The organism is Mesorhizobium atlanticum (genome assembly GCF_003289965.1).
Classification (GTDB): domain Bacteria; phylum Pseudomonadota; class Alphaproteobacteria; order Rhizobiales; family Rhizobiaceae; genus Mesorhizobium; species Mesorhizobium atlanticum.
On record NZ_QMBQ01000005.1, the window covers coordinates 325,374 to 352,073 of the forward strand.

The 26,700-nt window shown below is 63.9% G+C and carries 27 protein-coding genes; 11 read left to right on the forward strand and 16 right to left on the reverse strand.

Annotation, left to right across the window (positions count from 1 at the left end; translation table 11 throughout):
• Positions 1 to 92: 92 nt before the first annotated feature.
• The gene (holA, locus tag DPM35_RS19000; RefSeq protein WP_112128792.1) at positions 93 to 1,139 is read left to right on the forward strand and encodes a DNA polymerase III subunit delta; all 1,047 of its coding nucleotides are present in this window, start codon (positions 93 to 95) and stop codon (positions 1,137 to 1,139) included.
• Between the two features lie 95 nt (positions 1,140 to 1,234).
• Here holA and DPM35_RS19005 read toward each other — a convergent pair whose 3' ends face one another.
• The 7 genes from DPM35_RS19005 to mnmE form a co-directional block, all read right to left on the reverse strand.
• The gene (locus tag DPM35_RS19005) at positions 1,235 to 2,038 is read right to left on the reverse strand and encodes a DUF2182 domain-containing protein (RefSeq protein WP_112128793.1); all 804 of its coding nucleotides are present in this window, start codon (positions 2,036 to 2,038) and stop codon (positions 1,235 to 1,237) included.
• A 25-nt stretch (positions 2,039 to 2,063) separates the two neighbouring features.
• A complete protein-coding gene (locus DPM35_RS19010; RefSeq protein WP_112128794.1) occupies positions 2,064 to 2,690 on the reverse strand; it encodes a DUF1326 domain-containing protein in 627 nt (208 codons plus the stop codon).
• Positions 2,691 to 3,149: 459 nt separating this feature from the next.
• Positions 3,150 to 4,043 (reverse strand): ParB/RepB/Spo0J family partition protein, encoded by an 894-nt coding sequence (locus tag DPM35_RS19015; protein ID WP_112128795.1) that lies wholly within the window; start codon positions 4,041 to 4,043, stop codon positions 3,150 to 3,152.
• A gap of 64 nt (positions 4,044 to 4,107) precedes the next feature.
• Positions 4,108 to 4,905, reverse strand: coding sequence for a ParA family protein (locus DPM35_RS19020; protein WP_112128796.1), 798 nt, complete (start codon positions 4,903 to 4,905; stop codon positions 4,108 to 4,110).
• A 17-nt stretch (positions 4,906 to 4,922) separates the two neighbouring features.
• Positions 4,923 to 5,564, reverse strand: coding sequence for a 16S rRNA (guanine(527)-N(7))-methyltransferase RsmG (gene rsmG / locus DPM35_RS19025; RefSeq protein ID WP_112128797.1), 642 nt, complete (start codon positions 5,562 to 5,564; stop codon positions 4,923 to 4,925).
• Complete coding sequence (gene mnmG / locus DPM35_RS19030; protein WP_112128798.1) at positions 5,561 to 7,435, reverse strand: tRNA uridine-5-carboxymethylaminomethyl(34) synthesis enzyme MnmG; 1,875 nt, start codon at positions 7,433 to 7,435, stop codon at positions 5,561 to 5,563. Before mnmG ends, rsmG begins: the two co-directional genes overlap by 4 nt.
• A 165-nt stretch (positions 7,436 to 7,600) precedes the next feature.
• Positions 7,601 to 8,908, reverse strand: a complete 1,308-nt coding sequence (gene mnmE / locus DPM35_RS19035; RefSeq protein ID WP_112128799.1) for a tRNA uridine-5-carboxymethylaminomethyl(34) synthesis GTPase MnmE — start codon at positions 8,906 to 8,908, stop codon at positions 7,601 to 7,603.
• A 120-nt stretch (positions 8,909 to 9,028) separates the two neighbouring features.
• Here mnmE and DPM35_RS19040 point away from each other — a divergent pair, with 120 nt between their 5' ends.
• Positions 9,029 to 11,044, forward strand: a complete 2,016-nt coding sequence (locus tag DPM35_RS19040; RefSeq protein WP_112128800.1) for a thioredoxin domain-containing protein — start codon at positions 9,029 to 9,031, stop codon at positions 11,042 to 11,044.
• 46 nt (positions 11,045 to 11,090) lie between these two features.
• Here DPM35_RS19040 and rho read toward each other — a convergent pair whose 3' ends face one another.
• The 3 genes from rho to hemE form a co-directional block, all read right to left on the reverse strand.
• Positions 11,091 to 12,356 (reverse strand): transcription termination factor Rho, encoded by a 1,266-nt coding sequence (gene rho, locus DPM35_RS19045; protein WP_112128801.1) that lies wholly within the window; start codon positions 12,354 to 12,356, stop codon positions 11,091 to 11,093.
• A gap of 246 nt (positions 12,357 to 12,602) precedes the next feature.
• Positions 12,603 to 13,157: a protoporphyrinogen oxidase HemJ gene (gene hemJ / locus DPM35_RS19050; protein ID WP_112128802.1), complete on the reverse strand. Its 555-nt coding sequence runs from the start codon at positions 13,155 to 13,157 to the stop codon at positions 12,603 to 12,605.
• The gene (hemE, locus tag DPM35_RS19055; protein WP_112128803.1) at positions 13,154 to 14,182 is read right to left on the reverse strand and encodes a uroporphyrinogen decarboxylase; all 1,029 of its coding nucleotides are present in this window, start codon (positions 14,180 to 14,182) and stop codon (positions 13,154 to 13,156) included. Before hemE ends, hemJ begins: the two co-directional genes overlap by 4 nt.
• Positions 14,183 to 14,583: 401 nt before the next feature.
• On the opposite strand from hemE, the gene DPM35_RS19060 reads away from it, so the two are divergent.
• The 5 genes from DPM35_RS19060 to dnaQ all read left to right on the forward strand — a co-directional run bounded on the left by DPM35_RS19060 (position 14,584) and on the right by dnaQ (position 18,384).
• The gene (locus DPM35_RS19060) at positions 14,584 to 15,405 is read left to right on the forward strand and encodes a pyruvate, water dikinase regulatory protein (protein WP_112128804.1); all 822 of its coding nucleotides are present in this window, start codon (positions 14,584 to 14,586) and stop codon (positions 15,403 to 15,405) included.
• Between the two features lie 168 nt (positions 15,406 to 15,573).
• A complete protein-coding gene (locus DPM35_RS19065) occupies positions 15,574 to 16,173 on the forward strand; it encodes a Maf-like protein (protein WP_112128805.1) in 600 nt (199 codons plus the stop codon).
• Positions 16,166 to 16,999: a shikimate dehydrogenase gene (locus DPM35_RS19070; RefSeq protein WP_112128806.1), complete on the forward strand. Its 834-nt coding sequence runs from the start codon at positions 16,166 to 16,168 to the stop codon at positions 16,997 to 16,999. The genes DPM35_RS19065 and DPM35_RS19070 overlap by 8 nt, the downstream gene beginning before the upstream one ends.
• On the forward strand, positions 16,999 to 17,604 hold the full coding sequence (gene coaE, locus DPM35_RS19075; protein WP_112128807.1) for a dephospho-CoA kinase: 606 nt from the start codon (positions 16,999 to 17,001) through the stop codon (positions 17,602 to 17,604). The genes DPM35_RS19070 and coaE overlap by 1 nt, the downstream gene beginning before the upstream one ends.
• A gap of 75 nt (positions 17,605 to 17,679) precedes the next feature.
• The gene (gene dnaQ, locus DPM35_RS19080) at positions 17,680 to 18,384 is read left to right on the forward strand and encodes a DNA polymerase III subunit epsilon (protein ID WP_112128808.1); all 705 of its coding nucleotides are present in this window, start codon (positions 17,680 to 17,682) and stop codon (positions 18,382 to 18,384) included.
• 301 nt (positions 18,385 to 18,685) lie between these two features.
• Here dnaQ and secB read toward each other — a convergent pair whose 3' ends face one another.
• Both secB and DPM35_RS19090 read right to left on the reverse strand, forming a co-directional pair.
• Positions 18,686 to 19,186 (reverse strand): protein-export chaperone SecB, encoded by a 501-nt coding sequence (gene secB, locus DPM35_RS19085; protein ID WP_042645309.1) that lies wholly within the window; start codon positions 19,184 to 19,186, stop codon positions 18,686 to 18,688.
• A gap of 118 nt (positions 19,187 to 19,304) precedes the next feature.
• A complete protein-coding gene (locus DPM35_RS19090) occupies positions 19,305 to 19,799 on the reverse strand; it encodes an FxsA family protein (RefSeq protein WP_112128809.1) in 495 nt (164 codons plus the stop codon).
• Between the two features lie 204 nt (positions 19,800 to 20,003).
• Between DPM35_RS19090 and DPM35_RS19095 the strand changes: the two genes are divergently transcribed.
• The 4 genes from DPM35_RS19095 to DPM35_RS19110 are packed head-to-tail and all read left to right on the forward strand — an operon-like array spanning position 20,004 to position 22,746.
• Entirely contained in the window at positions 20,004 to 20,708 is a 705-nt protein-coding gene (locus DPM35_RS19095) for a Tim44/TimA family putative adaptor protein (protein ID WP_112128810.1), read from the forward strand.
• Positions 20,709 to 20,731: 23 nt separating this feature from the next.
• Complete coding sequence (gene mltA, locus DPM35_RS19100) at positions 20,732 to 21,838, forward strand: murein transglycosylase A (protein WP_112128811.1); 1,107 nt, start codon at positions 20,732 to 20,734, stop codon at positions 21,836 to 21,838.
• Positions 21,835 to 22,359, forward strand: a complete 525-nt coding sequence (locus DPM35_RS19105; RefSeq protein ID WP_112128812.1) for a Smr/MutS family protein — start codon at positions 21,835 to 21,837, stop codon at positions 22,357 to 22,359. Before mltA ends, DPM35_RS19105 begins: the two co-directional genes overlap by 4 nt.
• 24 nt (positions 22,360 to 22,383) lie before the next feature.
• Positions 22,384 to 22,746, forward strand: coding sequence for a helix-turn-helix domain-containing protein (locus DPM35_RS19110; RefSeq protein ID WP_112128813.1), 363 nt, complete (start codon positions 22,384 to 22,386; stop codon positions 22,744 to 22,746).
• A 241-nt stretch (positions 22,747 to 22,987) separates the two neighbouring features.
• On the opposite strand, the gene DPM35_RS19115 is transcribed toward DPM35_RS19110, so the two are convergent.
• From DPM35_RS19115 to DPM35_RS19130, 4 genes are all read right to left on the reverse strand, one after another.
• Entirely contained in the window at positions 22,988 to 23,236 is a 249-nt protein-coding gene (locus DPM35_RS19115; RefSeq protein WP_112128814.1) for a hypothetical protein, read from the reverse strand.
• Positions 23,237 to 23,718: 482 nt separating this feature from the next.
• Positions 23,719 to 24,336, reverse strand: a complete 618-nt coding sequence (locus DPM35_RS19120) for a transglutaminase-like cysteine peptidase (RefSeq protein WP_112128815.1) — start codon at positions 24,334 to 24,336, stop codon at positions 23,719 to 23,721.
• Between the two features lie 198 nt (positions 24,337 to 24,534).
• On the reverse strand, positions 24,535 to 25,812 hold the full coding sequence (locus tag DPM35_RS19125; RefSeq protein ID WP_112128816.1) for a polyhydroxyalkanoate depolymerase: 1,278 nt from the start codon (positions 25,810 to 25,812) through the stop codon (positions 24,535 to 24,537).
• A 286-nt stretch (positions 25,813 to 26,098) separates the two neighbouring features.
• Complete coding sequence (locus tag DPM35_RS19130) at positions 26,099 to 26,461, reverse strand: septal ring lytic transglycosylase RlpA family protein (RefSeq protein ID WP_112128817.1); 363 nt, start codon at positions 26,459 to 26,461, stop codon at positions 26,099 to 26,101.
• Between the last annotated feature and the right edge of the window lie 239 nt (positions 26,462 to 26,700).

The following is a 26,700-nucleotide window of genomic DNA, read 5'->3' on the forward strand; positions in this document are numbered from 1 at the left end:
CGGCGTGAACCGAAATCCCGTAGCGCATGCGCCCCGCACCCGGTTCACTGAACGCTGGTTCCCGCGCCCCGCCTCATGCTAACTCACCCCGCATGGCACAGAAGAAAGGATACGAGGTCGATTCGTGGCTGGCGAGGCCGGATCCGGCCATGGGAATCGTCCTGCTTTACGGCCCCGATCGCGGCCTTGTCGCCGAGCGGGCGAAGACCTTCGCCGTGAAAACCGGCCTGCCGCTCGATGATCCCTTCTCGGTGGTGAAGCTCGACGGCGCGGAGGTTGACCGCGATGAGGGCCGGCTGCTCGATGAGGCGCGCACGGTGCCGATGTTTTCCGACCGGCGGCTGCTTTGGGTGCGCAATGCCAGCGGCCAGAAGGCGCTGGCCGACGACATCAAGGCGCTGACCACCGAACCCGCGCGCGACGCCGTCATTCTCATCGAAGCCGGCGACCTGAAGAAGGGCACGGGCTTAAGGGCCATCGTCGAGGCCGCCGGCAACGCCATCGCCTTGCCTTGCTATGCCGACGAGGCCCGCGACCTGGATTCGGTGATCGACGACGAATTGCGCAAGGCCGGCATGTCGATGACATTGGACGCGAGGCAGGCGCTGCGCCGCAATCTTGGCGGCGACCGCCTTGCCTCGCGTGGTGAGATCGAAAAGCTGGTTCTTTACGCGCATGGCCGCAAGGAGATCGGCATCGAGGACATCAACGCGCTGTCAGGCGACGTCTCCGGCGCCTCCTTCGATGACGCGGTCGACGCGATGCTGGACGGCAAGGTCGGCGATTTCGACATCGCCTTCACCCGCCATTGCCAGTCCGGCGGCCATCCATTCCTGGTTCTGTCCTCGGCGATGCGGCAATTGCAGGCGATTCAGGCAATGCGCGGCCAGATGGAGAGCGGCGGCCGCAACGCCGCCTCGGTCGTTGCCGGTGCGCGCCCGCCGGTTTTCTTTTCCCGACGCAAGCTGGTGGAAAAGACGCTGGAGCGCTGGAATGTCGATGCGCTCGGCCGTGCGCTGGGACGGCTGCAGACGGCGGTGCTGCAAACCCGCAAGCGGCCCGACCTGTCGGAAGCGCTGGCACGGCAGGCGCTGCTGGGCATTGCGATCGAAAGCGCGCGGCTCGGGCAGCGCGGCTAATCTCCCCCTCGAGGGGGAGACGCCGCCGAAGGCGACAGAGGGGGTCTTTGCGCAAAAGCGCCAACGCCTTCCCGGCCAAAAGCCGCTTCCCGTCGTCAATTCATGATCATCGTATCCATCGGCATCATCGCGTCCGTCGGCTGGAAGGTGGGCAGCACCTGTGGAAAAACCAGCACCACCGTGCCGTAAAGAAGCAGGGCGACGCCCGACACCTTTGCGATCCGCTCTCCATACGGGAATGTCTTCTCCGCAAAGACCAGCAGCGTGACCACCGCCATTGCGGCGACGTTCATGATCCCGAGTGGAAAAAGAGCGGCGAACAACAGCCAGCAGCAACCCAGGCAAAAGAGCCCATGCCGCAGGCCCATGCGCACGGCGCCTAGCCGCCCGTCGCGCCACGAGGTCAGGATGAAGCCGATCGGCGAGCGGCATTTGGCGAGGCACAGATCTTTCAGCGGCGAGAGCTGATAGGCGCCCGCCACCATCAGCAGCGCGCCGCCGATGCGCGCGGCCGTCGCGGCAGACAATCCCGCACGCCCGGCAAGCATCTCCGCGCCCGCCGCGCCGGCAAATGCGAGAACGCCCGTCGCCGTCCAGACCAGCATGTAGCCGGCCACGAACACCCAGGTCGAGACAAAGGCCTGGCCGCGGCCCCGTTTGCCGCTCTGGACCTGGTGAAAGGTCAGGATCATGGGCGCGGCCGCCGGAAACATCATGGCAATCATCATGATCAGCCAAACGGCAAGAAACAGCGCGGCCGTCATGCCCATGGTGGGGGAGTCCATGCGCATGCCTGGATCCATGCCGGTCTGCTGCCAGGTAAGCAGCGCCCACCACGCCACCGCGGCCGCGGCGATCAGCAGCGCGAGAATGACGTTTCGCTGCAGCGTCAGCGGCATGAGCGGTCCGTTCTGCAGCCAGGCGCTAGTGCTGGCCGGACCAGTTGATCGGCGCGTAATGCCCGTTGCGGCGGGAATTGTCCCAGCTCATGCCGTGGTCGCTGAAGGTGCTGCCTTCAACCCCCATCGCCATGCCGAGCCAGTCGGGATTGACGGGATGGCCGGAGGCAACCCACATCTCGCCGTCCTCGCGCATTGTCGGCAGCGGCTCGACCGCCATATGCATCACGCCGTCAATCTCCGCCGACCGCTTCTTGCCGTCGACCCGATAGTCGATCGGCAGCTTCTTCACTCCAAGGTTGGTGCTGATCATCGGCGCGAAGGCCGCCATCGGACCGCCCGCGGCGCCGGTGAAAATCGCGCCCAGCGCTTCCGTTTGCCGGTCATCGGCGCGTCCGTCGATATAGGCGGCGGCCGTCCAATTGCCTTCCGCCATCGGGCCTGGCGTGTGCGCAACCATCGCGACGTTGAGCCCATCCAATCGAACGTCGCCGTAATTGCCCTTGTCGATATGAAAGACCAGAGCGACGTCGCAATCGCCTTTGGTCGGCTTCGACGTCAGCTGCGCGTTGGTGGATATCAGGCAGGGACATACTACATCGCAGCTGCAATTCTCGAAGTAGCTTCCGGACAACTGCCAACTGACCGCCATTTGCTCCTCCCGTTAGCGTCAGGCGCGTCGGGCATATCGCTTTGCAGGGCGGTGCCGTTTCGCGAACGCTATCGGAACGGCAGATAGCCCTCATCGCGATTGATCGGCACGCCGGGGCATAATTTAAGTTAAGGCTAATAGAAGGTACGCCGTTACCCCCGGCTGTCAAGCGGCGGGGCGACGCTGAAGGAATTGCTCGGCACCAGATGAAAGTCGGCGATTGGCGAATGCAAGGGTACCGGCCGGCTGATAAGCCGGAGGAGTGCCGCAAGCACCGCTGGACAGCACCCTCCCCCAGGGCGGAAATTAGCCGTCCCCGCCGCTTTCGCTAGCCTCCGCCGTCAGGGAAAAAAGGCCAGCGTAACGCCAGCCCTTCCTCGTCTATCACCAATATATCAGACGTATCCAGCGTTCAGCCAAAACCTCAGCTACGGCCGAATGCCGTTACGCGACAGCCGGCTATCGCTCGTCCTTCAGCCGTCGGCAGAGCTCGTCGAGTTGCTCCAGCGAGCGGTAATCGACGCGCAGCGTGCCGCCCTTGCCCTTGTGCTCGATGCTGACGATCATACCCAGCGTATCGGTCATCAGCTTCTCCAGCGCCAACGTATCCGGGTCCTTTTCCGTCGAACTCGGCGCGGACTTTGTCTTGGCCGGCGTCGGTCCGGCTGGCATCTGCGCCAGCGCTTCGGCCTGGCGCACGGAAAGCCCCTCCTTGACGATGCGCTTGGCAAGCCCGGCCGGATCCTCGGCGGTGACCAGCGTGCGGGCGTGGCCGGCGGACAGATCGCCGTCGACCAGCATCGAATGGATGACGGGGGGCAGCTTCAGCAGCCGCAGCGTGTTGGCGACATGGCTGCGGCTCTTGCCGATCACCTGGCCGAGGTCGGCCTGGGTATAACCGTGCTCGTCGATGAGTTGCTGGTAGCCTTGCGCCTCCTCGACCGGATTGAGGTCGGCGCGCTGCACGTTCTCGATGATCGCCAGCTCCAGCGCCGTGCGGTCGTTGACGTCGCGCACGATCAGCGGGATCTCGGTCAGGCCGGCGCGCTGCGCCGCCCGCCAGCGCCGCTCGCCGGCGATGATCTCGTAGCGGCCGGGCTGCGAAGGCGAGGGGCGCGCCACCACCGGCTGCACCACGCCATGCTCGCGGATCGACTGGGCAAGGTCGGTGAGCTCGGCATCGCCGAAATGCCGGCGCGGATTCTTCGGGTTCGGGCTGACGAATTCGATCGGCACCTTGCCGTCCGCCGCCACCACGGCGCTCGGCTTTTCCGGCGCCGCCGGACGGTCGATTTCCCCGATCAGCGCCGCGAGGCCGCGGCCCAGTCTTTTTCTCGATTGGTCTTCGCTCATTATAATGTCCAGATCGTTTCGGAATCGAATCGGCTGATTAAACAACCTGCCGGGCGGCTGCGGCTCAGGCGGCGCGCAGCTTGCGCTCGCGGCGGATCACTTCGGAGGCGAGCTGCAGATAGGCCTGGCTGCCCGAGCATTTCAGGTCATAGAGGATCGCCGGCTTGCCGTAGGACGGCGCCTCGGAGACGCGCACATTGCGCGGGATGATCGTCTCATAGACCTTGTCGCCCATATGGGTGCGCACATCCTGCACCACCTGGTTGGCGAGGTTGTTGCGCCCGTCATACATGGTGAGCACGATGCCCTGGATGGTGAGATCCGGATTGATCGTGCCGCGCACCTGCTCGACCGTCTCCAGCAACTGGCTGAGACCTTCGAGCGCAAAGAACTCGCACTGCAGCGGCACGAGAACGGAATCGGCTGCCGCCATTGAATTCAAAGTCAAAAGATTGAGCGAAGGCGGGCAGTCGATCAGCACATAGCCGAACGGCGCCGACCGCTCTGCCGCGGCGCGCAGCGCGTTGCGCAGCCTGAGCACCCGGTCTGGCGCCGAGGCGATCTCCATCTCGATGCCGAGCAGGTCGAGCGTCGAAGGCACAATGGACAGGCCCGGCACCGCCGTCGGCACGGCGGCCGCTTCCAGCTCGAGCTCGCCGGTCAGCACGTCATAGGACGAGACGGTCCGGTCCTTGCGGTCGATGCCGAGCCCGGTGCTGGCATTGCCCTGCGGATCGAGGTCGACGATCAGCACGCGCTCGCCGATCGCAGCCAGGGCCGTCGCCAGGTTGATGGCCGTCGTCGTCTTGCCGACGCCACCTTTCTGGTTGGCAACAGTGATGATACGCGGTGCTGTGCTCATGGGCCTATGCCAGTAATTCATTGCTGTTTCGCCGGGCGCAAGTCGCTGATTTGGAGGATGACGCCATGGGGGTCGGTCATGCTCGAATGTTCTACCAGATCGAAGGCCCAGCGGTGAGTGCTTTCTTCCACTTCTGCCCGGTAATCCCGGCCTTTGTGGAAAAGCGCCCGCGCCCCTTTGGTCAGCCACGGCGCGGCCAGATCGAGCAGGTCAGGGAGCGCCGCCAGCGCCCGCGCCGTGACGATTTCAGGAGCAGGAACAAGCGGATAGCTGTCGTCAATACGCTTCGCCAGGACCCGCGCCGGCAAATCGAACTGACCCACGACCGACTGCAGGAACGAGGCCTTCTTGCGGTTGCTTTCGACGAGATCGATCGAGGCGCCGGGACGCTCTTTAAGCAGGAAGCCGAGCACCAATCCGGGAAATCCGCCGCCTGAGCCAAGATCGACCCAGCGTGTGGCAGTGGGCGCGATTCGCGCGAGCTGGGCGCTGTCCAGGATGTGGCGCCGCCAGACGTCATCCAGCGTCGACGGCGCCGCCAGATTGATGCTGCGGTTCCATTTCAGGAACAGCTGTTCGAAGGCCTGCAGCCGCTCGAATGTTTCACGTGAAACCGGACCCGCTGCCTTCTGCAGGTCCGCCCAGCCATCCGCGCTCACGCCACGGACCTTCGCGCAGCAAGCTCCGCATTGCGAACATGCGCGACAATGATGGCAAGCGCCGCCGGCGTCATGCCTTCCATGCGCTGGGCGTCGGCGATCGAACGCGGCTGGCGCGTCTTCATCTTCTGCTTCAACTCATTCGACAGGCCCGGCACATCCGCGAAGTCGATTCCCTCCGGGATGAGCCGCGATTCCTCATGCCTGATCTGCGCGACATCGGCCTGCTGGCGGTCGAGGTAAACCGAGTATTTCGCTTCCGTTTCAAGCCGCTCGGCGGTCTTGGCGTCAAGCGCGGCAAAGCGCGGCTCGACACGAGAGAGCCAGGCCATGTCGACGCCCGGATGCGCCAGCAATTCATAGGCCGAGCGGCGCACGCCGTCTTTGTTGATCTCCAGCCCGTGCCGCGCCGCTTCGTTCGGCGTCCAGGCCACCGACTTCGCCAGGATACGGGCCTCGTCAAGCTTCTGGACCATCCCCCCGAAACGCTTCGACCGCTCCGATGACACGATGCCGAGCTTTTCCGCCAGCGGCGTCAGTCGCTCGTCGGCGTTGTCGGCGCGCAGCGAAAGCCGGAATTCGGCGCGCGAGGTGAACATGCGGTAGGGCTCGGCAATGCCGCGGCTGGTCAGGTCGTCCACCATCACGCCGATATAGGCTTCGGTTCGGCTGAGCACGACGTCGCCATCACCAGCCGCCTTGCGTGCCGCGTTGATGCCGGCGAGCAACCCTTGCGCGCCGGCCTCCTCGTAGCCTGTCGTCCCGTTAATCTGCCCGGCCAGGAACAGGCCTTCGACGCGCTTCGTCTCCAGTGTCGTCTTCAGCTCGCGCGGGTCCACATGATCATATTCGATCGCATAGCCCGGTTGCAGCATCGTCGCCTTTTCAAGCCCGGGAATGGTCTTCAGGATCTCGAGCTGAACGTCCTCCGGCAACGAGGTCGAGATGCCGTTCGGATAGACCGTGTCGTCATCGAGCCCCTCCGGCTCGAGGAAGATCTGATGACCTTCGCGATCGCCGAATTTGACGATCTTGTCTTCGATCGATGGGCAATAGCGCGGGCCGACGCCTTCGATCGAGCCCGAATACATGGCCGAGCGGCCGAGATTGGCGCGGATCAGCTCATGCGTCGCCGGCATGGTGCGCGTGATGCCGCAATGGATTTGCGGGTTGGCGATTGCTTCTGTCATCAGCGAGAACGGCACCGGATCCTCGTCGGCGGCTTGAGCGTCCAGCGAGGCCCAGTCGATGGTGCGGCCGTCGAGGCGAGGGGGCGTGCCTGTCTTGAGGCGCCCGAGTTGGAAACCCGCGCGAGTCATGGTCGCCGACAGGCCCATGCTCGCCTGCTCGTTCATGCGGCCGGCGACGATTTTCTTTTCGCCGATATGGATCAGGCCCCGCAGGAAGGTGCCGGTGGTCAGCACGACGGCCCCGCAGGCAAGCCGCCGGTCACTTGAAACCAGCACCGCCACCACGCGGCCGTCCCGGATTTCGAGGTCGAGAACTTCGCCTTCAACAACATCGAGATCGTTCTGCTGCCGAATCGCTTCCTGCATGGCGAGCCGATAAAGCTTTCGATCGGCCTGGGTGCGGGGACCGCGCACGGCCGGGCCCTTGCGGCGGTTGAGCAGGCGGAACTGGATACCGGCGGCGTCGGCAATGCGGCCCATCAGCCCGTCCATGGCGTCGATCTCGCGCACGAGATGGCCCTTGCCGAGCCCGCCGATCGCCGGATTGCAGGACATGACCCCAATCGTGTCGAAACGCAGCGTTACCAGCGCGGTCCTGGCGCCGGCGCGCGCGGCAGCACCAGCAGCCTCGCATCCGGCATGGCCGCCGCCCACCACCACCACATCATAGTGATCGGTCATTTTCCAAGAATCCGCTTTCAGAGATGGATTGACACATGTCCCCGCTACCCCGTGCTGTCAAGGACGAAGACCGGACTCGTTTCACGTGAAACACGGATCCGGCCGATTGCATGGTGTTTCACGTGAGTCACTGCCGGCCAGGGGTCGACCAGTGTTTCACGTGAATCACTTACCAATGCAGAACTGCGAAAAGATGACGTCGAGCAGATCCTCGACATCGACGGCACCGACAATGCGCCCGAGGCGCTCGGCCGCCAACCGCAATTCCTCGGCCCGCAGCTCCTGACTATGCCCGGACAGCGCCGCCCGCAGGAAATCCATCGCCTCTTGCAGCAGCTCGACATGGCGCATCCTGGATGGCAGGACGTCACCCGCCTCGCCAACCGCGGCAGCGGCGCGGCTACCGATCTCTCCGAGAAGGCGCACCAGTCCGGTCCCCTCTTTGGAAGAAATCACAAGGTCGTAGGCGCCGTCGCCCGCATCGGCGATATCAGACTTCGTGCCGATCCTCAGCAACGGAACCCCAGCCGGGACTCCCCTAACAGTCGACGGATTGGCCATATCTTCCAGCAGCAGAACAAGATCCGCCACGTCAGCCTTGGCCCGCGCCCTTTCGATGCCGATCGATTCCACCTTGCCCGCGGCGTCGCGCAGCCCGGCGGTATCGACAAGCCGCACCTTCAGCCCGTTGAGGTCCATGACGACCTCGAGCAGGTCGCGGGTCGTGCCTGGTTCGTCGGTGACGATGGCAGCCTCGCGCCGCGCCAAGGCGTTGAACAGACTGGACTTCCCAGCATTCGGGGCACCGAGGATCACCACTTCGAACCCGTCGCGAATGATCTCCGCGGCCTTGAACCCCTGGATGTGCCGTTCGATCTCGCCGATCATTGCTGTCACGTCCGACCAGACCGCATCCGAAACGGAGCCGGGCACATCCTCTTCCTCAGCGAAATCGATCTCCGCCTCGATCATGGCGCGCGCATGGATCAGCCGGCGGCGCCATCCGGAATAAAGCTCGCTCTGCGCGCCATCGGCGTTGCGCACCGCGAAGCGGCGCTGCGCCTCGGTCTCGGCATTGACCAGATCGGCCAGCGCCTCCGTCTCCACCAGATCCAGCCTGCCGTTGAGAAAGGCGCGCCGGGTGAACTCCCCGGGCTCGGCGTGCCTGACGCCTTCGAAGCCGGTGATCGTCTCCAGCATCTTGGCCGCGACTGCCCGGCTGCCATGGACCTGGAATTCCGCGACATCCTCGCCGGTGAAGCTGCCGGGGCCCGGAAAGAACAGCACGAGCCCATGGTCGATCGTCGAGCCATCCGCTGCCCTGATCGTCCGTAAATTGGTAAACCGATCCTTAATTGACCCGGCAATCGTTTCGACCACGAATCGAGTCTGGGGGCCGGAAATGCGGATCACGGCGATGCCGGCGGGCAGGCGGCCGCTGGACAGCGCGACGATCGAATCCTTCGAAGCCATTGGCGAAACCATTTGCCGGACCTGCCGAACCGCCTAGATTAAAAGGTAGAGCATGTTGGCCGCTGCACTTTTCGGCATCACGCTCTGACTTCTGCCTCAAACCACGCCGAGCCGCCCATCGTGACCTTGCCCGCGCGAAACCTGCTTGCCGAAGAAGCCAGCCCCTATCTGCGGCAGCACAGCGACAATCCCGTGCACTGGCGGGGCTGGTCCCCGGCAGCCCTTGCCGAAGCAAAGGAGCTCGGCCGGCCGATCCTGCTCTCCATCGGCTATGCCGCCTGTCACTGGTGCCATGTCATGGCGCATGAAAGCTTCGAGAACGACGCCGTCGCGGCCGTCATGAACCGGCTCTACGTGAATATCAAGGTCGATCGCGAGGAGCGCCCGGACATCGACCAGATCTACATGGCGGCGCTCCACGCCATGGGCGAGCAGGGCGGCTGGCCGCTGACCATGTTTCTGACGCCCGACGGCAAGCCTTTCTGGGGCGGCACCTATTTTCCGCGCGAGGCGCGTTACGGGCGGCCGGGCTTCATCCAGGTGCTGGAAGCGGTCGACAAGGCCTGGCGTGAAAAGCAGCAGAGCCTCGCGGAAAGCGCGGACGGGCTGACCGCTCATGTCGAATCCCGGCTTGCCGGAACCAAGGGCAAGGCGGTGTTGGAGCGCGACACCCTCGCCGATCTCGCCGGGCGCATCGACGGCATGATCGACCGCGATCTCGGCGGCTTCAAGGGAGCGCCAAAATTCCCGAATGCCCCCTTCATGCATACGCTCTGGCTCTCCTGGTTGCGCGACGGTCAGGCGGACCATCGCGATGCCGTGCTAACCAGCCTCGAGAAAATGCTGGCCGGCGGTATCTACGATCATGTCGGCGGCGGCCTCAGCCGCTATTCGACCGATGCCGAATGGCTGGTGCCGCATTTCGAAAAGATGCTTTACGACAATGCCCAGCTCATCCGCCTCTGCAACTGGGCCTTTGCCGCCACCGGCAGCGACTTGTTCCGGGTACGAATCGAAGAGACCGTCGCCTGGCTGCTGCGCGAGATGCGGGTCGAAGGCGGTGCCTTCGCCGCCAGCCTCGACGCCGACAGCGACGGCGAGGAGGGCCTTTTCTACACCTGGAGCCGCGACGAGATAGAGACCGTGCTAGGCCACGATGCCCCAACTTTCTTCCGGTATTTCGATCTGGCAGCGCCGCATGGCTGGGAGGGCAAGCCTATCATCCGCCAGAGCGACGCGCAGCAAGCTCAGAGCACCGCCGACTATGCTCGGCTCGCTCCATTGAAAGCGAAGCTGCTGGCTGTCCGCGAACAACGCGTCAGGCCAGGCCGCGACGGCAAGGCGCTCACCGATTGGAACGGGCTGATGATCACGGCGCTCGCGGAAGCCGGCCGTTCGCTTGACAGGCGTGACTGGATCGACGCAGCGGCAAAGGCTTTCGCTCATATCGTCGGAACCAGCCAGGATGGCCGCCTGCCGCATTCCATGCTTGGCGCCAAGAAGCTTTTCCCTGCGCTGTCCAGCGACTACGCCGCCATGACGAATGCCGCAATCGCATTGTTCGAGGCGACCGGCAATCCGGCATATTCCGATCACGCCCGGCAATTCATCGGCGAGCTCGACCGCTGGCACCTGGACAGCGACAAGACCGGCTACTGGCTGACGGCTTCGGACAGCGGCGACGTGCCGATCCGCATCCGCGGCGATGTCGATGAGGCGATTCCATCGGCCACCAGCCAGATCGTCGAGGCCCTGGTGCGGCTGTCATCGCTTACCGGCGATCTCGAACTCTGGGAGAAGGCCTGGGCGGCCGCCGAGCACGCCATGGGCCGCGCCGCGCAACAGCCCTACGGCCAGGCTGGTATCGTCAACGCCTGCGCGCTGGCGCTTGAGCCGCTGAAGCTCGTCATCATAGATGAGCGGGAATCTTCAAGCCTCGTTCCGGTTGCGAATCGCAATCCCGACCCGCGCCGGGTCGATATCGTCGTGCCGATCGGTACGGAAGCGAATCGACCCTTGCTGCCGGGCCGCGTGCTGCCGCCGACGGACAAGCTGGGCGCCTGGTTCTGCAGCGGGCAGGTTTGCCTGCCCGTGGTGACGGAGACGGAGGAGCTGGAGAAATTGTTGCGGCGATAGCGCTTTCCCTTCTCCCTGTGGCAGAGAAGGGGGAGCGCTGCCCCCATCACGTATTCATCGAATCGAAGAAGTCCGCGTTGGTCTTGGTCTGCTTGAGCTTGTCGATGAGGAATTCGATCGCGTCGGTCGTGCCCATCGGCGCCAGGATGCGGCGCAGGACGAAGATCTTCTGCAGGTCCGACCGCGGCACAAGCAGGTCTTCCTTGCGGGTGCCCGACTTGAGGATGTCGATCGCCGGATAGATGCGCTTGTCGGCCACCTTGCGGTCGAGCTGGATTTCGCAGTTGCCCGTGCCCTTGAACTCTTCGAAGATGACTTCGTCCATGCGGCTGCCGGTATCGATCAGCGCCGTGGCGATGATGGTCAGCGAACCGCCTTCCTCGATGTTGCGGGCCGCGCCGAAGAAACGCTTCGGGCGCTGCAGCGCGTTGGCGTCGACGCCGCCGGTCAGCACCTTGCCTGATGACGGCACGACAGTGTTGTAGGCGCGGCCGAGGCGAGTGATCGAATCGAGCAGGATCACGACGTCACGGCCATGCTCGACCAGGCGCTTGGCCTTCTCGATCACCATTTCGGCAACCTGCACGTGGCGCGCGGCCGGCTCGTCGAAGGTCGACGAGATGACCTCGCCCTTCACCGAACGCTGCATGTCGGTCACTTCCTCAGGACGCTCGTCGATCAGAAGAACGATCAGGTAGCATTCCGGATGGTTGGCGGTGATCGAATGCGCAATGTTCTGCAGGAGCACCGTCTTACCGGTGCGCGGCTGGGCGTTGATCAGCGCGCGCTGGCCCTTGCCGATCGGGGCCACCAGGTCGATCACGCGCGGCGAGATGTCCTTGGTGGGGGGATTGTCGACCTCCATCTTCAGCCGCGAGGTCGGGTAGAGCGGCGTCAGATTGTCGAAGTGGATCTTGTGCCTGATCTTTTCCGGATCGTCGAAATTGATGGTGTTGACCTTGAGCAGCGCGAAATAGCGCTCGCCCTCTTTCGGGCTGCGGATCGGTCCTTCGACGGTGTCGCCGGTCTTGAGCGAGAAGCGCCGGATTTGCGACGGCGAGATATAGATGTCGTCGGGACCCGGCAGGTAGTTTGCGTTGGCCGAGCGCAGGAAGCCGAAACCGTCCTGCAGCACCTCGACCACGCCGTCACCGATGATCTCGATGTCTTGCGCGGCGAGCTTCTTCAGGATCGCGAACATCAGCTCCTGCTTGCGCATGACGCTGGCGTTTTCCACCTCGAGCGATTCGGCGTAAGCGATCAGCTCCGGCGGCTTCTTGTTCTTGAACTCTGCGAGTTTCATTTCTTGCATTAGATAGACTCTGGGTAGGCTTTTGGGAGAAAAATCGGCTGAATACGACAAATGCCGGCGCGGCCGAAAGCGAGTAAAGGGGCGGCGCATGACGGGAAGGAAGACCCGTCTTTTATCGTCGGTCGCCCGAAAGAGCAAGCCGCCTTTTGCGGATCCTGGCAGGGTCGAGGGGAAGCTAAGGCATGGTCTCGAGCAGGTAAGCGAAAAACGGAACCCGGCTCTCGAAGAAGACCATGTGCTCCTGATCTAGAACGGCTTCACGACGACCAGGATGACGATGACGATCATCAGCAATGTGGGGATCTCGTTGACGATCCGCCAGTGCCTGGTCGGCTTTTCGTTCTTGTCCTCGGCGAATTTCCTGACCGCGCCGGCGAGATAGCCGTGCAGACCCGACAGGACGAGCACCAAAGCGATCTTGGTGTGCAGCCAGCCGCCCTGGAAGCCGAAGCCTTTCCAGGCCAGCCAAAGCCCGAACACCCAGGTTACGATCATCGCCGGATTGATGATCCCCCTGAGCAGCCGGCGCTCCATCACCTTGAAGGTCTCGGACTGCACCGATCCCTTTTCTGCGTCGACGTGATAGACGAAAAGCCGCGGCAGATAGAGCATGCCGGCCATCCAGGAAATGACCGCGATCACATGGATGGCCTTGGCCCAGAGATAGAAGCCGTCGCCCGCCACCAGGTAGAGAACGGCGGTCGCCACCACGAGAACGGCAATGCCGATGGCCATGCGCTTCATCGCCTGGCCAGTGCTGTTTCCACTGCTCGCGCTGTTCTCGTTACCTGCAATGCTCATCGGTGGCTCCTCACCATTTTCACCATCGCTTCGACATGCGCCACCGGCGTTTCCGGCGTGATGCCATGGCCGAGATTGAAGATCAGCGGCCCGCCGCCCAGCGTCTTCAGGATGGCATCGACGCCGTCGGCCAGCGCCTTGCCGCCGGCGACCAGCCTCAGCGGATCGAGATTGCCTTGCACCGCGCCTTCGCGCTGCAATTCCTTCGCCATCGACAACGGCACCGTCCAGTCCAGGCCGAGGCCGGCGATACCGGTCTTCTTCCTATAGTCGCGATAGCGCTCGCCGGCGCCCTTCGGAAACCCGATCACCGGCACGTCGGGGTGAGCCGCCTTCACTTGCCGCACGATCTCGGCCACCGGTTCGACGCAGAAAGCCTCGAAAGACGGTTCGTCCAGCACGCCCGACCAGGAATCGAAAATCTGCACCGCATCGGCGCCGGCTTCGATCTGCCGGATAAGATAGGCAGCCGAATGGTCGGCCAGAACTTTCAGAAGCCGCGCGAAGGCGTCGGGCTCGCGATAGGCGAAAAGCCGCGCAGGGCCCTGGTCGGGCGTCCCATGCCCGGCAATCATATAGGTCGCCACCGTCCAGGGCGCACCGCAGAAGCCGAGCAGCGTCGTCTCGTCTGGCAGCTTCGCCCGCAACCGTCGCACGGTCTCGTAGACCGGTTCGAGATTCACGTGAAACACATCGCCGTTCAGCGCCGCAATCTCGGCCGCCATGATCGGCTTCAGGATCGGCCCACGGCCCTCCTCGAAGCGGACATCCCGCCCAAGCGCATTGGGCACGACGAGAATGTCGGAGAACAGGATCGAGGCGTCGAAGCCGAAGCGTTCGATCGGCTGCAGCGTCACCTCGACGGCGAGGTCCGGGTCATAGCAGAGATCGAGGAAGGATCCGGCGCGCTTCCTTGTCTCGCGATACTCCGGAAGATAGCGGCCAGCCTGGCGCATCATCCAGAGCGGCGGCGGTGAAACCGTCTCGCCCTTGAGGACGTCGAGCACGATCCGTTTCCCAGCCATCCAGCGCTGCCCTCTCCAGTTCTCTTAAATCAAATATCTATTTTAAAAGAGTCTTCTGATTCTAAGAGTCTGTTGGTTGTGATGGTTGCGACCTGTCCAGCCTGCGGATCGAAAAGGCCAGTCAGCATATTGTCGCGTACTCGCTTTCGCAAATTGGAGGGCTCTGGGGACAAAGCGGATTCAATCTTTGGAGTCAAAAGCTTGGCTGGTTCGTTCCGAACTCCGCGCTGTGGATGAAATCGGCCCAGAAAAGTTGATCCCCAGTTTTGTCCCCAGCGCCGCGACAAAGCCTACAGCAGGTCGAATTGTGGACAAGCGGCCATCTGATACAGTCGCTTCCTTACCCGAGGCCCGCCCATCCAGCCTTGTCCACAATTGCCCACAGCCTGGACCCATCCCCTGTGAACAAACCTCAGAGCTTCTTCCACCTGCACCTGATCTCCGACGCCACCGGCGAAACGCTGCTGGCGGCCGGCCGTGCTGCGTCCGCCCAGTACAAGGACGCGCGCGCCATCGAGCATATCTATCCGCTGATCCGCACCGAGAAGCAGGTCGCCAAGGTCTTCGAGGATATCGAGGAGGAGCCCGGCATCATTCTCTACACTGTGGTCGACCAGAAGCTGGCGCGCTCGATCGACGAGCGCTGCGCGGCCATGGGCCTGCCTTGCGTCTCGGTGCTGGAGCCGGTGCTCGCCGTCTTCCAGTCCTATCTCGGCACGCCGGCCGGCCGCCGCGTCGGCGCCCAGCATGTCCTCGACGCCGAATATTTCCGCCGCATCGATGCGTTGAACTTCACCATGGAGCATGATGACGGCCAGCTGCCGGCCAATATGGACGATGCCGACATCGTGCTGATCGGCATCTCGCGCACCTCGAAGACGCCGACCTCGATCTATCTCGCCAATCGCGGCATCAAGACCGCCAACATCCCGATCGTGCTCGGCGTGCCGCTGCCTGAAAGCCTAGTCGAGGCCAAGAAGCCATTGATCGTCGGCCTCATCGCTACGGCCGAGCGCATCTCGCATGTGCGGCAGAACCGCGTCCTCGGCAACAGCGCCGCCTTCGTGCCGACCGACTATGTCGATCGCGCCGCGATCAACGAGGAACTTGCCTATGCGCGCCAGCTCTGCACAAGGCATGGATGGCCGATGATCGACGTCAGCCGCCGCTCCATCGAGGAAACGGCGGCGGCGATCGTTGCCCTGCGGGGCAAGACGCGCTAGGGCGTCGATATTCAGGTGATGCCGGCCTGCAAGTGGCGGCTTCCTGCGCTTCCGGTGCTCACGTACTTTAAGTACGTTCCGCTCCGGTTCTCGGAAGCCACTACTTTCGGCTCGGCCTGACCTGAATCTCAACACCCTAGTCGGTGCTACGGACCGGGCGCGAAAATCATGGCCGAGAAAATCATCCTCGCTTCGGGCTCTCCGTTCCGGAAGGCGATGCTCGTCAATGCCGGTCTCGACATCGAGGCGGTGCCGGCCGATGTCGACGAGCGTGCCCTCGAGGCTCCGCTGAAAGACAGCGACGTCTCGCCGGAAGACGTCGCCTCGATCCTGGCCGAGGCCAAGGCAACCGAGGTCAGTGAGCGCAGGCCCGGCGCCCTGGTGCTCGGCTGCGACCAGACGCTGTCGCTGGGCGATGAGGTCTTTCACAAGCCGGCCGACATGGAAGGCGCTCGCCGGCACCTGCTCGCGCTCTCGGGCAAGACGCATCAGTTGAACAGCGCCGCCGTGCTTTGCCGCAATGGCGAGGTGCTGTGGCGCCATGTCGGCATTGCCAGCCTCACCATGCGCAAGCTCGACCCCGCCTTCATCGGCCGGCATCTGGCGCGCGTCGGCGCCAAGGCGCTCTCCAGCGTCGGCGCCTATCAGGTCGAGGGCGAGGGCATCCAGCTGTTCGAGAAGATCGAGGGCGACTATTTCACCATCGTCGGCCTGCCCTTGTTGCCGGTCCTGAAGGAGCTTCGCGCGCTGGGAGCGATCGATGGCTGAGAAAAAGGCCTTTGTGACTGGACATCCGATCGCCCATTCCCGCTCGCCGAAAATCCATGGCCACTGGCTGGCGAGCTACGGCATCGACGGCAGCTACCAGGCGATCGACGTGCGGCCGGAGGATTTTGCCGCCTTCTTGGGGTCGCTCGAGCAAAGCGGTCTCAGTGGTGGCAACGTCACCATTCCGCACAAGGAAGCCGCTTTTGCCGGCGTCGCCCGCCGCGACCATGCGGCCGATGAAATCGGCGCCGTCAACACGCTGTGGTTCGAGGATGGCGTTCTGTGGGGCGGCAATACGGACGGCTACGGCTTTGCCGCCAACCTCGACGACCATGCGCCAGGCTGGGCAGCCAATGGACCGGCCGTGGTGCTGGGCGCCGGCGGCGCCTCCCGCGCCGTCATCCACGCGCTGAAAGAGCGTGGCATCAAGGATATCCGCATCGTCAATCGGACGCTGGCGAGAGCCGAGGAGCTCGGCCGCCACTTTGGCCCCGGCGTCTCGGCGCATAGTGCGGACGCGGTCGATGACCTGCTTGCCGATGCAGGCCTGCTGATCAACACCACGGCGCTCGGCATGCATGGCGATGCGACGCTCTCGGCCGATCCGGCCGGCTTGCCGGACCGCGCCATCGTCACCGACATCGTCTATGTGCCGCTGGAGACGCCTTTGCTGGCCGCCGCCAGGGCGCGGGGGCTGAAGACGGTCGACGGGCTCGGCATGCTGCTGCATCAGGCTGTGCCCGGCTTTGAACGCTGGTTCGGCAGGAAGCCCGAGGTCACGCCCGAATTGCGGCGCATGATCGTCGCCGACATCGAGGGCCATTGATGATCGTGCTCGGCCTCACCGGATCGATCGGCATGGGCAAGTCGGCGACGGCGAAGATGTTCGCCGAGGCCGGCGTGCCGGTACATGATTCCGACGAGGCCGTGCATCGCCTCTATGCAGGCAAGGCAGCACCTTTGGTCGAGGCGGCCTTCGCGGGCACGACTGAGGCGGGCGTGGTCGACCGTGTGAAGCTTGGCCAGCAAGTGCTCGGCGATCCCGCCGCGCTGAAGAAGCTCGAGGCGATCATCCACCCGCTGGTGCGCGCCGACGCCGATGCGTTTCTGGCGAAGCATCGCTCCGCCGGCGCGCCCATCGCCGTGCTCGACATCCCGCTTCTGTTCGAAACCGGCGGCCGCAACCGCGTCGACAAGGTCGTGGTCGTCACCGCGTCGCCCGAGATCCAGCGCCAGCGCGTGCTCGCGAGGCCGGGCATGAGCGAGGAGAAGTTTTTGTCGATCCTCGCCAAGCAGGTGCCCGACGCCGAAAAGCGCCGCCAGGCCGATTTCATCATCGACACCGGACAAGGTTTTGATGCCGCGCGTGCCGCGGTCGACGCAATCATCGCCGAACTCTCAGGGGAAAAGTCCGGCAAAGCCAGCTCCTGACGGCAAGCCGTCAGCTGTCCCCATTGCCATTTTGTTCTGGTTTGTGATTCTGCTGCTTGGAGCGGATTGATTCGAATGCGTGAGATCATCTTCGATACCGAAACCACCGGCCTCGATATGCGCGAAGATCGCATCATCGAGCTGGGCGGCGTCGAGCTGGTCAACCGCTTCCCGACCGGCCGCACCTTCCACAGATTCATCAACCCGCAGGGGCGGGCGGTGAATGCCGAGGCGCAGGAAGTGCACGGCATCAGCGCCGCCGACCTGGTCGGCAAGCCGACCTTCACCGAAATCTGCGACGAGTGGCTGGCTTTCACGGACGGCGCCAAGCTGATCGCGCACAACGCCAATTTCGACATCGGCTTCCTCAATGCGGAATTCGGCAGGCTCGGCCACCCGGTGATAGACACCGGCCGCGTCGTCGACACGCTCGCCTTGGCGCGGCGCAAGCACCCGATGGGTCCGAATTCGCTCGACGCGCTCTGCCGGCGCTATGGCATCGACAACACGCACCGCACCAAGCATGGCGCGCTGCTCGACTCCGAGCTGCTGGCCGAAGTCTATATCGAGCTCATCGGCGGCAAGCAGGCGGCGCTGGTGCTGGAAGCCGTGGCGGTGCAGATGAACGGCGCCGGTGAGGTGGCCGATATCGACATCTCGATCGGCGCGCGGCCCATCGCCCTGCCGCCGCGGCTGAGCGAAGCCGACCGCGCGGCGCACGCCGGGCTGGTTTCGACGCTTGGCGAAAAGGCGCTCTGGCTGAAGGTAGCGGTGGGCTGAGCGGGCGCTCCTGGCGCCACCCGACGCGATTAGCCGAATCCCTCCGTGACGTCGTCATGCTCGGGCTTGACCCGAGTATCCATGCCGTGACCCCGGCCGTAGGGTGCAACGGTGCAGAATTCTGTAACCGTTGCAACGCCTTAGCGTCACGGCATGGATTCTAGGGTCTGCGCGCGTCGCTTCACTCCTTGCTTCGCCCTAGAATGACGACCAAGCTGTCGTGACGGCACATCGCAAAGGCCGATGGCAACAAAAAGCCCGGCACTTAGCCGGGCTTCTCGTAACTCGATGAGGCGCCTTCTCAGCTCACCTGGACCTTGCTCGCGGCCTGGTCCTCGGCGATGCGCTGCTGGAACATCTGCGCGAAATCGATCGGGTCGAGCATCAGCGGCGGGAAGCCGCCATTGCGCGTGGCATCGGAGATGATCTGGCGGGCGAAGGGGAACAGGAGCCGCGGGCATTCGATGAACAGGATCGGCAGCATGTGCTCCTGCGGGAAGCCCGAGATGGCGAAGACGCCGCCATAGACCAGCTCGACATTGAACAGCACTTCCTGGTCGAAGGAGGCCTTGGCGTTCAAGGTCAGGTTGACGTCGAACTGCTTGTCCGAAAGCGGGTTGGCGTTGACGTTGACGTTGATCGCGATGCCGGGCGCCTTGTCGCGGCCGCGCAGCGAATTCGGCGCGCCGGGGCTTTCGAAGGACAGATCCTTCACATATTGCGCAAGCACATTGAGCGAGGGCTGGTTCTGGGTGCCGTTGCCGTTGGCGGCGCCGGTCGCCGCGTCATCGTTGCTGGCCATGAGCCTTTAAGTCCTTCTGCCTGGGCAGCATTGCTGACCGGATTGAAATCGCGGGTTCGCTACCATGCTCGGGCGGACAAAACAAGTTTTGCCGCTTTGCCGGGCAAAGGGCCTGGGACTAATCGTTTTTCAGCCGCCGCCAGGGCGAATTGTGATCCGGCCGGTTCGGATAATCGTCGCGCGAATAGTCGCTGTCGTCGAGATCGATGACGGTCTCGCGCCGGCGCGCCGAAAAGCCGCTCGAGAAGCTGGTCGCCATGACGATGCGGCTCTTGAGCAGGCGCCAGGCGAAGTCACGCACCGGCGGCAGAAGCAGAAGAATGGCGAAAATATCGGTGATGAAGCCCGGGATGATCAAAAGGATCGCCGCCAGCACGATCATCGCGCCATGGGCGAGCTGCCGGCTGGGATCATGTCCGGCGTCCATCTCGGCCCGCACCCGCGTCATGACGCCGAAACCCTGATGCCTGAGCAGCAGGCTGCCGGCGACGCTGGACAGGATGACCAGCCCGACCGTCGCCAAAGCGCCGATCTCGCGGCCGACGACCACGAAGCCGGCGATCTCCAGCAGCGGCAGCAGGAGCAGGAACAGCGGGATGAACGAAATGCGCAAAGTCTCGACCGATCGCTTTCTTCTTTTGAGGGCGCTCGCGGACAATCGCCGCTGGCCTTGGCGCCCTTAGATAGGTATGGCTGCCTTTGATTTGAATGATAGCGCCTGCCGTTCTATATGCTTTAGGTGTTGAACGCTATGCGACCGCCGTCCCCGAGGGGTCATGCCGGTCCGGCAAGAACAGGGTTCGAGTTGGCGGAAAATATGGGTTTCTTCGACTTCGGCACGATTTTCTTTTTGATTGCGGCGGTTGTGATCTTTTTCCAGCTGCGCAACGTGCTTGGACGTCGCACCGGCAACGAGCGCCCGCCCTTCGATCCCTATTCGGCGAGCCGCACGCGCGAGGCCGATGCGGCGCAGAAGCCGGAAAATGTCGTGTCGCTGCCGCGCAAGCGCGCGCCGGGCGAGAGTGCCGAAACCTATGCCGATATCGACGCCTTCGCCAAGCCGGACACTGATCTGAACAGAGGCCTGCGCACGATCAAGGACAACGATCCGTCCTTCGATCCCAAGACCTTCGTCGACGGCGCCAAGATGGCTTACGAGATGATCGTCATGGCCTATGCCGACGGCGACCGTAAGACGCTGAAGAACCTTCTGTCGCGCGAGGTCTATGACGGCTTCGTCGCCGCCATCGGCGAACGCGAGGCGAAGTCGGAAAAGATCCAGTCCTCCTTCGTCGGCATCGACAAGGCTGACATCGTCGCCGCCGAAATGAAGGGCTCGGAAGCGCATATCACGCTGCGCGTCGTCTCCGAGCTGATCTCGGCGACCCGCGACAAGGCCGGCGCCGTCATCGACGGTGACCCGGAGACGGTGGCCGAGGTCAAGGATGTCTGGACCTTCGCCCGCGACACACGCTCGCGCGACCCGAACTGGAAGCTCGTCGCCACCGAAGAAGAAGATTGAGACAAAGCGGCGGGGCCCCAGTCGTGCCGCTCTCTTCCGCATTCATCGAAAAGTCCTTCAGCGACTTGCCCGGCTGGAGCGAGGATGATCACCTTGCGGCCTTCGCGGCCTTTCGCCGCTCGGCCTTCCATGCACCCATAAAAGCCTATCGCACCGGTTCGCTCGGTGTCGATTTCAATGCCTTTGCCGATGCCTATGCCGAGGCGCGCGCCGTTTCGGCGCCGAATCAGTTGGAAGCCCGATCCTTCTTCGAACGGCATTTCGCCCCCACTCTTGTCGCGCCCGACAATGGCAGCGCCGGCCTCGTGACCGGCTTCTACGAGCCGGAGGTCGAGGCCTCGCCGGTCAGGACCGAGCGGTTCACCGTGCCGTTGCTGTCCCGCCCCGCCGACCTGATCGACATCGACGACGACAACCGGCCGGCCGGTGTGGATCCTTATCTGGCCTTCGCCCGCCGGACGGATGACGGCCCAGTCGAATATTTCGACCGCGGCGCGATCGAGCGCGGCGCGCTGGCCGGCCAGAACCTCGAAATCGCCTGGCTCGCCGACAAGGTCGACGTCTTCTTCATCCATGTGCAGGGCGCGGCGCGGCTGAAGATGACCGACGGCAGCTTGCGCCGCGTCACCTATGCCGCGAAGTCGGGCCAGCGCTTCACCGGTCCCGGCAGGATCTTGAGCGACCTCGGCGAGATCCCGCTGGAAAAGGTGACGATGCAGTCGATCCGCGCCTGGTTCAAGGCGCATCCGGAGCGCGTCGACGAGATCCTCTGGCAAAACCGCTCCTACATCTTCTTCCGCGAGGCCGCGGTCGACGATGCGGCGCTTGGGCCCATCGCCGCCGCCAAGGTGCCGCTGACGCCGGGGCGCTCGGTCGCCGTCGACCGGCTGCTGCACACTTTCGGCACGCCCTTCTATATCGACGCGCCGACGCTCACGGCCTTCGACCAGAAACCGTTCCGGCGGCTGATGATCGCGCAGGACACCGGCTCGGCCATCACCGGGCCCGCCCGCGGCGACCTCTTCGCCGGCTCGGGCGATGCCGCCGGCGAGATCGCCGGCATGGTCCGCAACGCGGCTGATTTCTATGCGCTGGTGCCTCGCGCGCTGCTCGATGGAGGACGCCGGTGAGCCGCCGCGACGATCATCTCAGCGACGACGACCGCATCCTGTGGAACCTGGTTGCGCGCTCGGCCCGGCCCCTGAAAGGCAAGACCGCGGTCGAGATTCCCGACGTCATCGAGCCCAAGCCGACGCCCGACGCCGCTCCGGTCAACAGTGTCCCGGCCGTCGCGGCAAAGCCGAAGACGCCGCATGTCTCGCATTCGCTCGACGATCAGACACTGGACAAGCTGAAGAAAGGCCGGCTGCCGATCGAAGGCCGCGTCGACCTGCACGGCATGACGCAGGACGAGGCCTATTCGCTGCTGCTCTCTTTCCTGCATCGGGCGCATGCCGGCGGCATTCGTTACGTTCTGATCATCACCGGCAAGGGTTCGTCCTCCGGCGGCGACGGCATCCTGCGCCGTGCCGTGCCGGCCTGGCTGTCGACGCCGGCCTTCCGCCATCTGGTTTCCAGCCACGATCACGCCGCGCGCAACCATGGCGGCTCCGGCGCGCTCTATGTGCGGCTGCGGCGGACGCGCCAATGAGGGGTCGGCAATGAGCAGGCCGACATGACCCCGTTCGGCGAGAAGCTCAGAGCGCTGCGTGCCGAACGCGGCGTCAGCCAGAAGGCGATGGCCGAGGCCATCGGCGTCAGCGCCGCCTATCTGTCGGCGCTCGAGCACGGCCGCCGCGGCGCGCCGACCTGGACGCTGATCCAGAAGATCATCGGCTATTTCAACATCATCTGGGACGATGCCGAAGACCTCGCCCGCCTTGCGGAGAGCTCACATCCGAGGGTCAGGATCGACACGTCGGGCCTGTCGCCGGCGGCGACCGAGCTTGCCAATCTCTTGGCCGAAAGCATCGAAAAGCTCGATGAAGCCGAGCTGAGGAAAATCACGGCGACGGTCCGGGCTGCGCTGAGGGGATAAGTTGCCCGGATGACAACGGGAGGGGCGCAGGCGCCCGAACTTCGTCATCCACGGGCGGAGCGGAAGCGAAGCGGACGCGCAGACCCGAGGATCCATTCCGTGACCTCGCGCGAGGGCAGAGGCGGCGCAGAACAGAACTCGTTCCGCGCCGCGGTGACGCTGGTAGGCTCTGCGCCGCGTCGCCTCGCTCCGCATGGGATGACGACGGCGCCAGGGCGATGAACCACGCCGCGGGCGGCCCTCAGAACTTGCCCACCGACGGGCCGCCATTGGTGCTGCCGCGGTCGCCCTTGCCTTGATGGCCCTGGTGGTCGCGGCCATTGCCGCCGCCCGGGCAGTTCGCGGAACCGACGCTGCAGCAGCGTCCGCTCCACAGATCATTGAGGTTGGTCGCGGCGCAGCTCTTGTAGGTCTGGTCCGCCAGGGCCGATCCGGTCAGGGCCGACACCGCGGCGGCGGCAAGAAGGGCATTGCGCAGAAAAGCAGTCATTTGGGTTCTCCATGGTTGGGTTTGCCATTCACGGCTGTGTGTCGCCGGCTGAACGGAAACGGTTCATGGAGTCGCCTGAAAATTTTTGGAGGCGGTTACGGGCTTCTTGTTGTCATCCGCCTTTGCAATGTGCGGTTACGACAGCTCGGTCGTCATTCTGGGGCGGAGAAAGGAGCGGAGCGACGCGCAGACCCTAGAATCCTGCCGCTACGCCAACGCTTTGCAACGGTTACAGAATTCTGCACCGGTGCACTCTGCGGCAAGGGCCACGGCATGGATACTCGGGTCAAGCCCGAGTCACGGAGGGATTCGGCCAATCTCCAAGGTTGGCTCCAGAAGCTCAACCAAGCGCCACCTTCAGCCACAGCGCCTTTTCGCCCAGCGCCGAAACCAGCCCGGCATGCGCCGCGCGGTCCGCTTCGCCACCCACCGCGCAGGGAGGTAGAGCGCCTCGCGAAGAAAAGCAGGGCGCCAGCTTTCGCCTACTGCACCGAACCGACCAGCACCGCCTGGCCGTCGCGGATCGAGACCCAGCGTCCGGTGTTGTCGATCGCTTGGCGCTTCAGGAAGCGGTAGCCGGTCGCGTCCCAGGCCTTGACCTTGTCGGTCAGGTTGTCGAGCACGTAGTCGCCCTTGTCGGTGCGCACCGTGAGCACGGAATGGCCTTCGCCATCAGGCTTGCGCACAACGGTGATCAGGAGATCGGCGAGCGACATGCCCATGCGATAAAGCTGGCGGCGCTTTTCCAGCACATAGTCCTCGCAGTCGCCATAGCCGTCATCCGGATAGGCCCAGACTTCATCCTTGCCGTAGTGATCGAGATCGCTCAACGGCTTGACGGCGGCGTTGACCTTGGCGCTGACGTTGACCAGCTTGCGCCACAGGCCGTCCGTCATCCTGGCCGGCTCGAGATCGGCCGGATGGATGTTGCATTCGGTCGGACGCGCTTTGCAGAAATCATAGTGACCGATCGGTTGCGAGGTCAGGCCGCCCGTGGTCATTGCGCCCGCCGCCCAGGCGGGCACCGCCCAGTGGGCCGAAATCGCCAGCCCTGCGACTGAACACAAACGCAGAATCCGCGTCATCGCTGAGGAAGTCATCGCCCCCGCCCTGTTCTTTATTAACGAAACGTTAAAGGCGATTTACAGTCCGTGTCAATTAGACACCACGGCCAGTTTGACGGCATGGTTACCTGGACGATCCCGTAGCGGCACTTTCGCAACAGAGGCAAAGGCGCAACACCAGCGGCCGCCTTCTGGCGTCGGAACGGAAGTCCGCTCTGGCGCGGTCTGCGACGTTCAGCCTTTCGCGGAACGGACCAGTCTCGGCTTCGTCGCCACACGCTGCTGGCGGCCATAGCTGGAAATGAAGTCGGCGATGCGAGGCACGATCTCGGAGCGGAAGCGCGAGCCGTTGAAGACGCCGTAATGGCCGACGGCCGGCTGCATGTAATGGACCTGCTTGTCGGCGGGAATGTTGACGCACAGATCATGCGCGGCCTGAGTCTGGCCGAGGCCGGAAATGTCGTCGTTCTCGCCCTCGATGGTGAGCAGCGCGACGTTGCGGATCGCGGTGCAGTCGACCGTCTCGCCGCGATGCGTCATCTTGCCCTTCGGCAAAGCGTGGCGCACGAATACCGTGTCGACCGTCTGCAGGTAGAATTCCGCCGTCAGGTCCATCACCGCCAGATATTCGTCGTAGAAGTCGCGATGCTTCTCGGCGTTGTCGCCGTCGTTCTTCACAAGGTGCATGAAGAAGTCCTTGTGGGCGATGATGTGGCGGTCGAGATTCATGCTCATGAAGCCCGAAAGCTGCAGAAAACCTGGATAGACCTCGCGGCCGAAGCCCGGCACCGGCCACGGCGCCTGCATGATGACATTGTCGCGGAACCAGCCGATGCCCTTCTCCTCGGCCAGAAGATTGACCGCGGTCGGGTTGCGGCGCGTATCGATCGGCCCGCCCATCAGCGTCATGGTCGAGGGCACGAAGGGATCGCCGCGCTTCTCCATCAGCGCCACCGCCGCCAGCACCGGCACCGAAGGCTGGCACACGGCCATCACATGCGTGTCGGGGCCGAGCGCATGGAACATCTCGATGACATAGTCGATATAGTCGTCGAGATCGAAGCTGCCCTGCGCCACCGGCACCATGCGGGCGTCGACCCAGTCGGTGATGTGCACGTCGGCGTGAGGAAGCATCGCCTCGACCGTGCCGCGCAGCAGCGTCGCGTAATGGCCCGACATCGGCGCCACGATCAAAAGCTTCGGGTCCGGCTTGCGTCCCGCGGGCAGCGCGCGCTCGAAACGCACCAGATTGCAGAACGGCTTCGACCAGACCGTTTTTTCGGTAACCTCGACGCTTTTCCAGTCGACCACGGTCTTGTCCAGGCCGAATTGCGGCTTGCCGTAGCGCCGTGTGGTGCGCTCGAAGAGCTCGGCGGTCGCCGCGACCGAGCGGCCGAAGGGGGTGTGGGAGATCGGGTTGAGCGGGTTGGAGTAGAAGAGCCGCACCGCGTCGGCATAGACGCGGGCCGGCTGCAGCGCCGCATGGTTCATTTCGTAGAGCTGGTAGAACATCGAGAACCCCGCTGCCGTCCGACGACCAAAAGGGACGACGAACAGCGCCGAGCCTTGAATGTCTCCCGGCGAGGTTAACAAGATATTGTTGCGATGCAATACGTCATTTTGTCTGACGAAATGCTTCTTTGGTTCAACCTGTTGGAAATCGGACTTGAGCGGGCGAGCCGGCTCACTGTGCGGTGCCGAAATGTGAAGGATATGTGTGCCTTAAGCCGGACATCGGCCATGATCCAGAACCGCGGGGCTGCGTTGGATCATGGTCCGGCGAAAACGGTGAAGCGCCCTAGACGCGCGCCATGCAGACGGCGGTGTGGCCCGAGCCGATGAAACCCAGCTGGTTGGCGGCGCCACGGGAGAGGTCGAGCATGCGTCCTTTGACGAACGGGCCGCGATCGTTGATGCGAACGACGACGCTGCGGCCATTGTCTTTGTTGGTGACCCGGAGCTTGGTGCCGAAGGGCAAGGTGCGATGAGCCGCAGTCAAGGCCGAGGGGTTCATGCGTTCCCCCGAGGCGGTTCTGGAATGCAGCGCATACCAGGAAGCGCGACCGCATTGCGCGGCGGCCGAGGAGGCGGACGAGGCGCCAGCCATCAGGCCAGCCGCGATCGTTACCGCGACAAGCGCGGTCTGGTTGGTTTTCTTCATGCTTTGGGGGTGGCTCCGTTGATCGAGTAGCCCCGCCTAAGTGCCGAATGAGGCGGGAAATGCGGCAGCCTTCTGGCGGTTCCATGGCGAGGGCACACGTTTGGAGTCGCCGCGAAACAGTTTGTCATGATATTTTTGGAGCCGAAAAAGCGTATTCTTGATGAATATCGGACCACTATCCGGCTCGTTCCGGACGAGATCGGTCCTCAAGATTGGAAGTACAGAGGAACCGGACTATT

Bases quoted from the DNA above. Each gene is read 5' to 3' on its own strand.
- DPM35_RS19115 (WP_112128814.1), bottom strand. From the start codon at position 23,236: ATGACTGCTTTTCTGCGCAATGCCCTTCTTGCCGCCGCCGCGGTGTCG.
- DPM35_RS19010 (WP_112128794.1), bottom strand. From the start codon at position 2,690: ATGGCGGTCAGTTGGCAGTTGTCCGGAAGCTACTTCGAGAATTGCAGC.
- DPM35_RS19095 (WP_112128810.1), top strand. From the start codon at position 20,004: ATGGGTTTCTTCGACTTCGGCACGATTTTCTTTTTGATTGCGGCGGTT.
- DPM35_RS19120 (WP_112128815.1), bottom strand. From the start codon at position 24,336: ATGACTTCCTCAGCGATGACGCGGATTCTGCGTTTGTGTTCAGTCGCA.
- DPM35_RS19020 (WP_112128796.1), bottom strand. From the start codon at position 4,905: ATGAGCACAGCACCGCGTATCATCACTGTTGCCAACCAGAAAGGTGGC.
- hemE (WP_112128803.1), bottom strand. From the start codon at position 14,182: ATGGCTGGGAAACGGATCGTGCTCGACGTCCTCAAGGGCGAGACGGTT.
- coaE (WP_112128807.1), top strand. From the start codon at position 16,999: ATGATCGTGCTCGGCCTCACCGGATCGATCGGCATGGGCAAGTCGGCG.
- mnmG (WP_112128798.1), bottom strand. From the start codon at position 7,435: ATGACCGATCACTATGATGTGGTGGTGGTGGGCGGCGGCCATGCCGGA.
- DPM35_RS19015 (WP_112128795.1), bottom strand. From the start codon at position 4,043: ATGAGCGAAGACCAATCGAGAAAAAGACTGGGCCGCGGCCTCGCGGCG.
- DPM35_RS19125 (WP_112128816.1), bottom strand. From the start codon at position 25,812: ATGTTCTACCAGCTCTACGAAATGAACCATGCGGCGCTGCAGCCGGCC.
- rho (WP_112128801.1), bottom strand. From the start codon at position 12,356: ATGCAAGAAATGAAACTCGCAGAGTTCAAGAACAAGAAGCCGCCGGAG.
- DPM35_RS19065 (WP_112128805.1), top strand. From the start codon at position 15,574: ATGGCCGAGAAAATCATCCTCGCTTCGGGCTCTCCGTTCCGGAAGGCG.
- mnmE (WP_112128799.1), bottom strand. From the start codon at position 8,908: ATGGCTTCGAAGGATTCGATCGTCGCGCTGTCCAGCGGCCGCCTGCCC.
- DPM35_RS19130 (WP_112128817.1), bottom strand. From the start codon at position 26,461: ATGAAGAAAACCAACCAGACCGCGCTTGTCGCGGTAACGATCGCGGCT.
- DPM35_RS19070 (WP_112128806.1), top strand. From the start codon at position 16,166: ATGGCTGAGAAAAAGGCCTTTGTGACTGGACATCCGATCGCCCATTCC.
- hemJ (WP_112128802.1), bottom strand. From the start codon at position 13,157: ATGAGCATTGCAGGTAACGAGAACAGCGCGAGCAGTGGAAACAGCACT.
- DPM35_RS19005 (WP_112128793.1), bottom strand. From the start codon at position 2,038: ATGCCGCTGACGCTGCAGCGAAACGTCATTCTCGCGCTGCTGATCGCC.
- DPM35_RS19110 (WP_112128813.1), top strand. From the start codon at position 22,384: ATGACCCCGTTCGGCGAGAAGCTCAGAGCGCTGCGTGCCGAACGCGGC.
- holA (WP_112128792.1), top strand. From the start codon at position 93: ATGGCACAGAAGAAAGGATACGAGGTCGATTCGTGGCTGGCGAGGCCG.
- dnaQ (WP_112128808.1), top strand. From the start codon at position 17,680: ATGCGTGAGATCATCTTCGATACCGAAACCACCGGCCTCGATATGCGC.
- secB (WP_042645309.1), bottom strand. From the start codon at position 19,186: ATGGCCAGCAACGATGACGCGGCGACCGGCGCCGCCAACGGCAACGGC.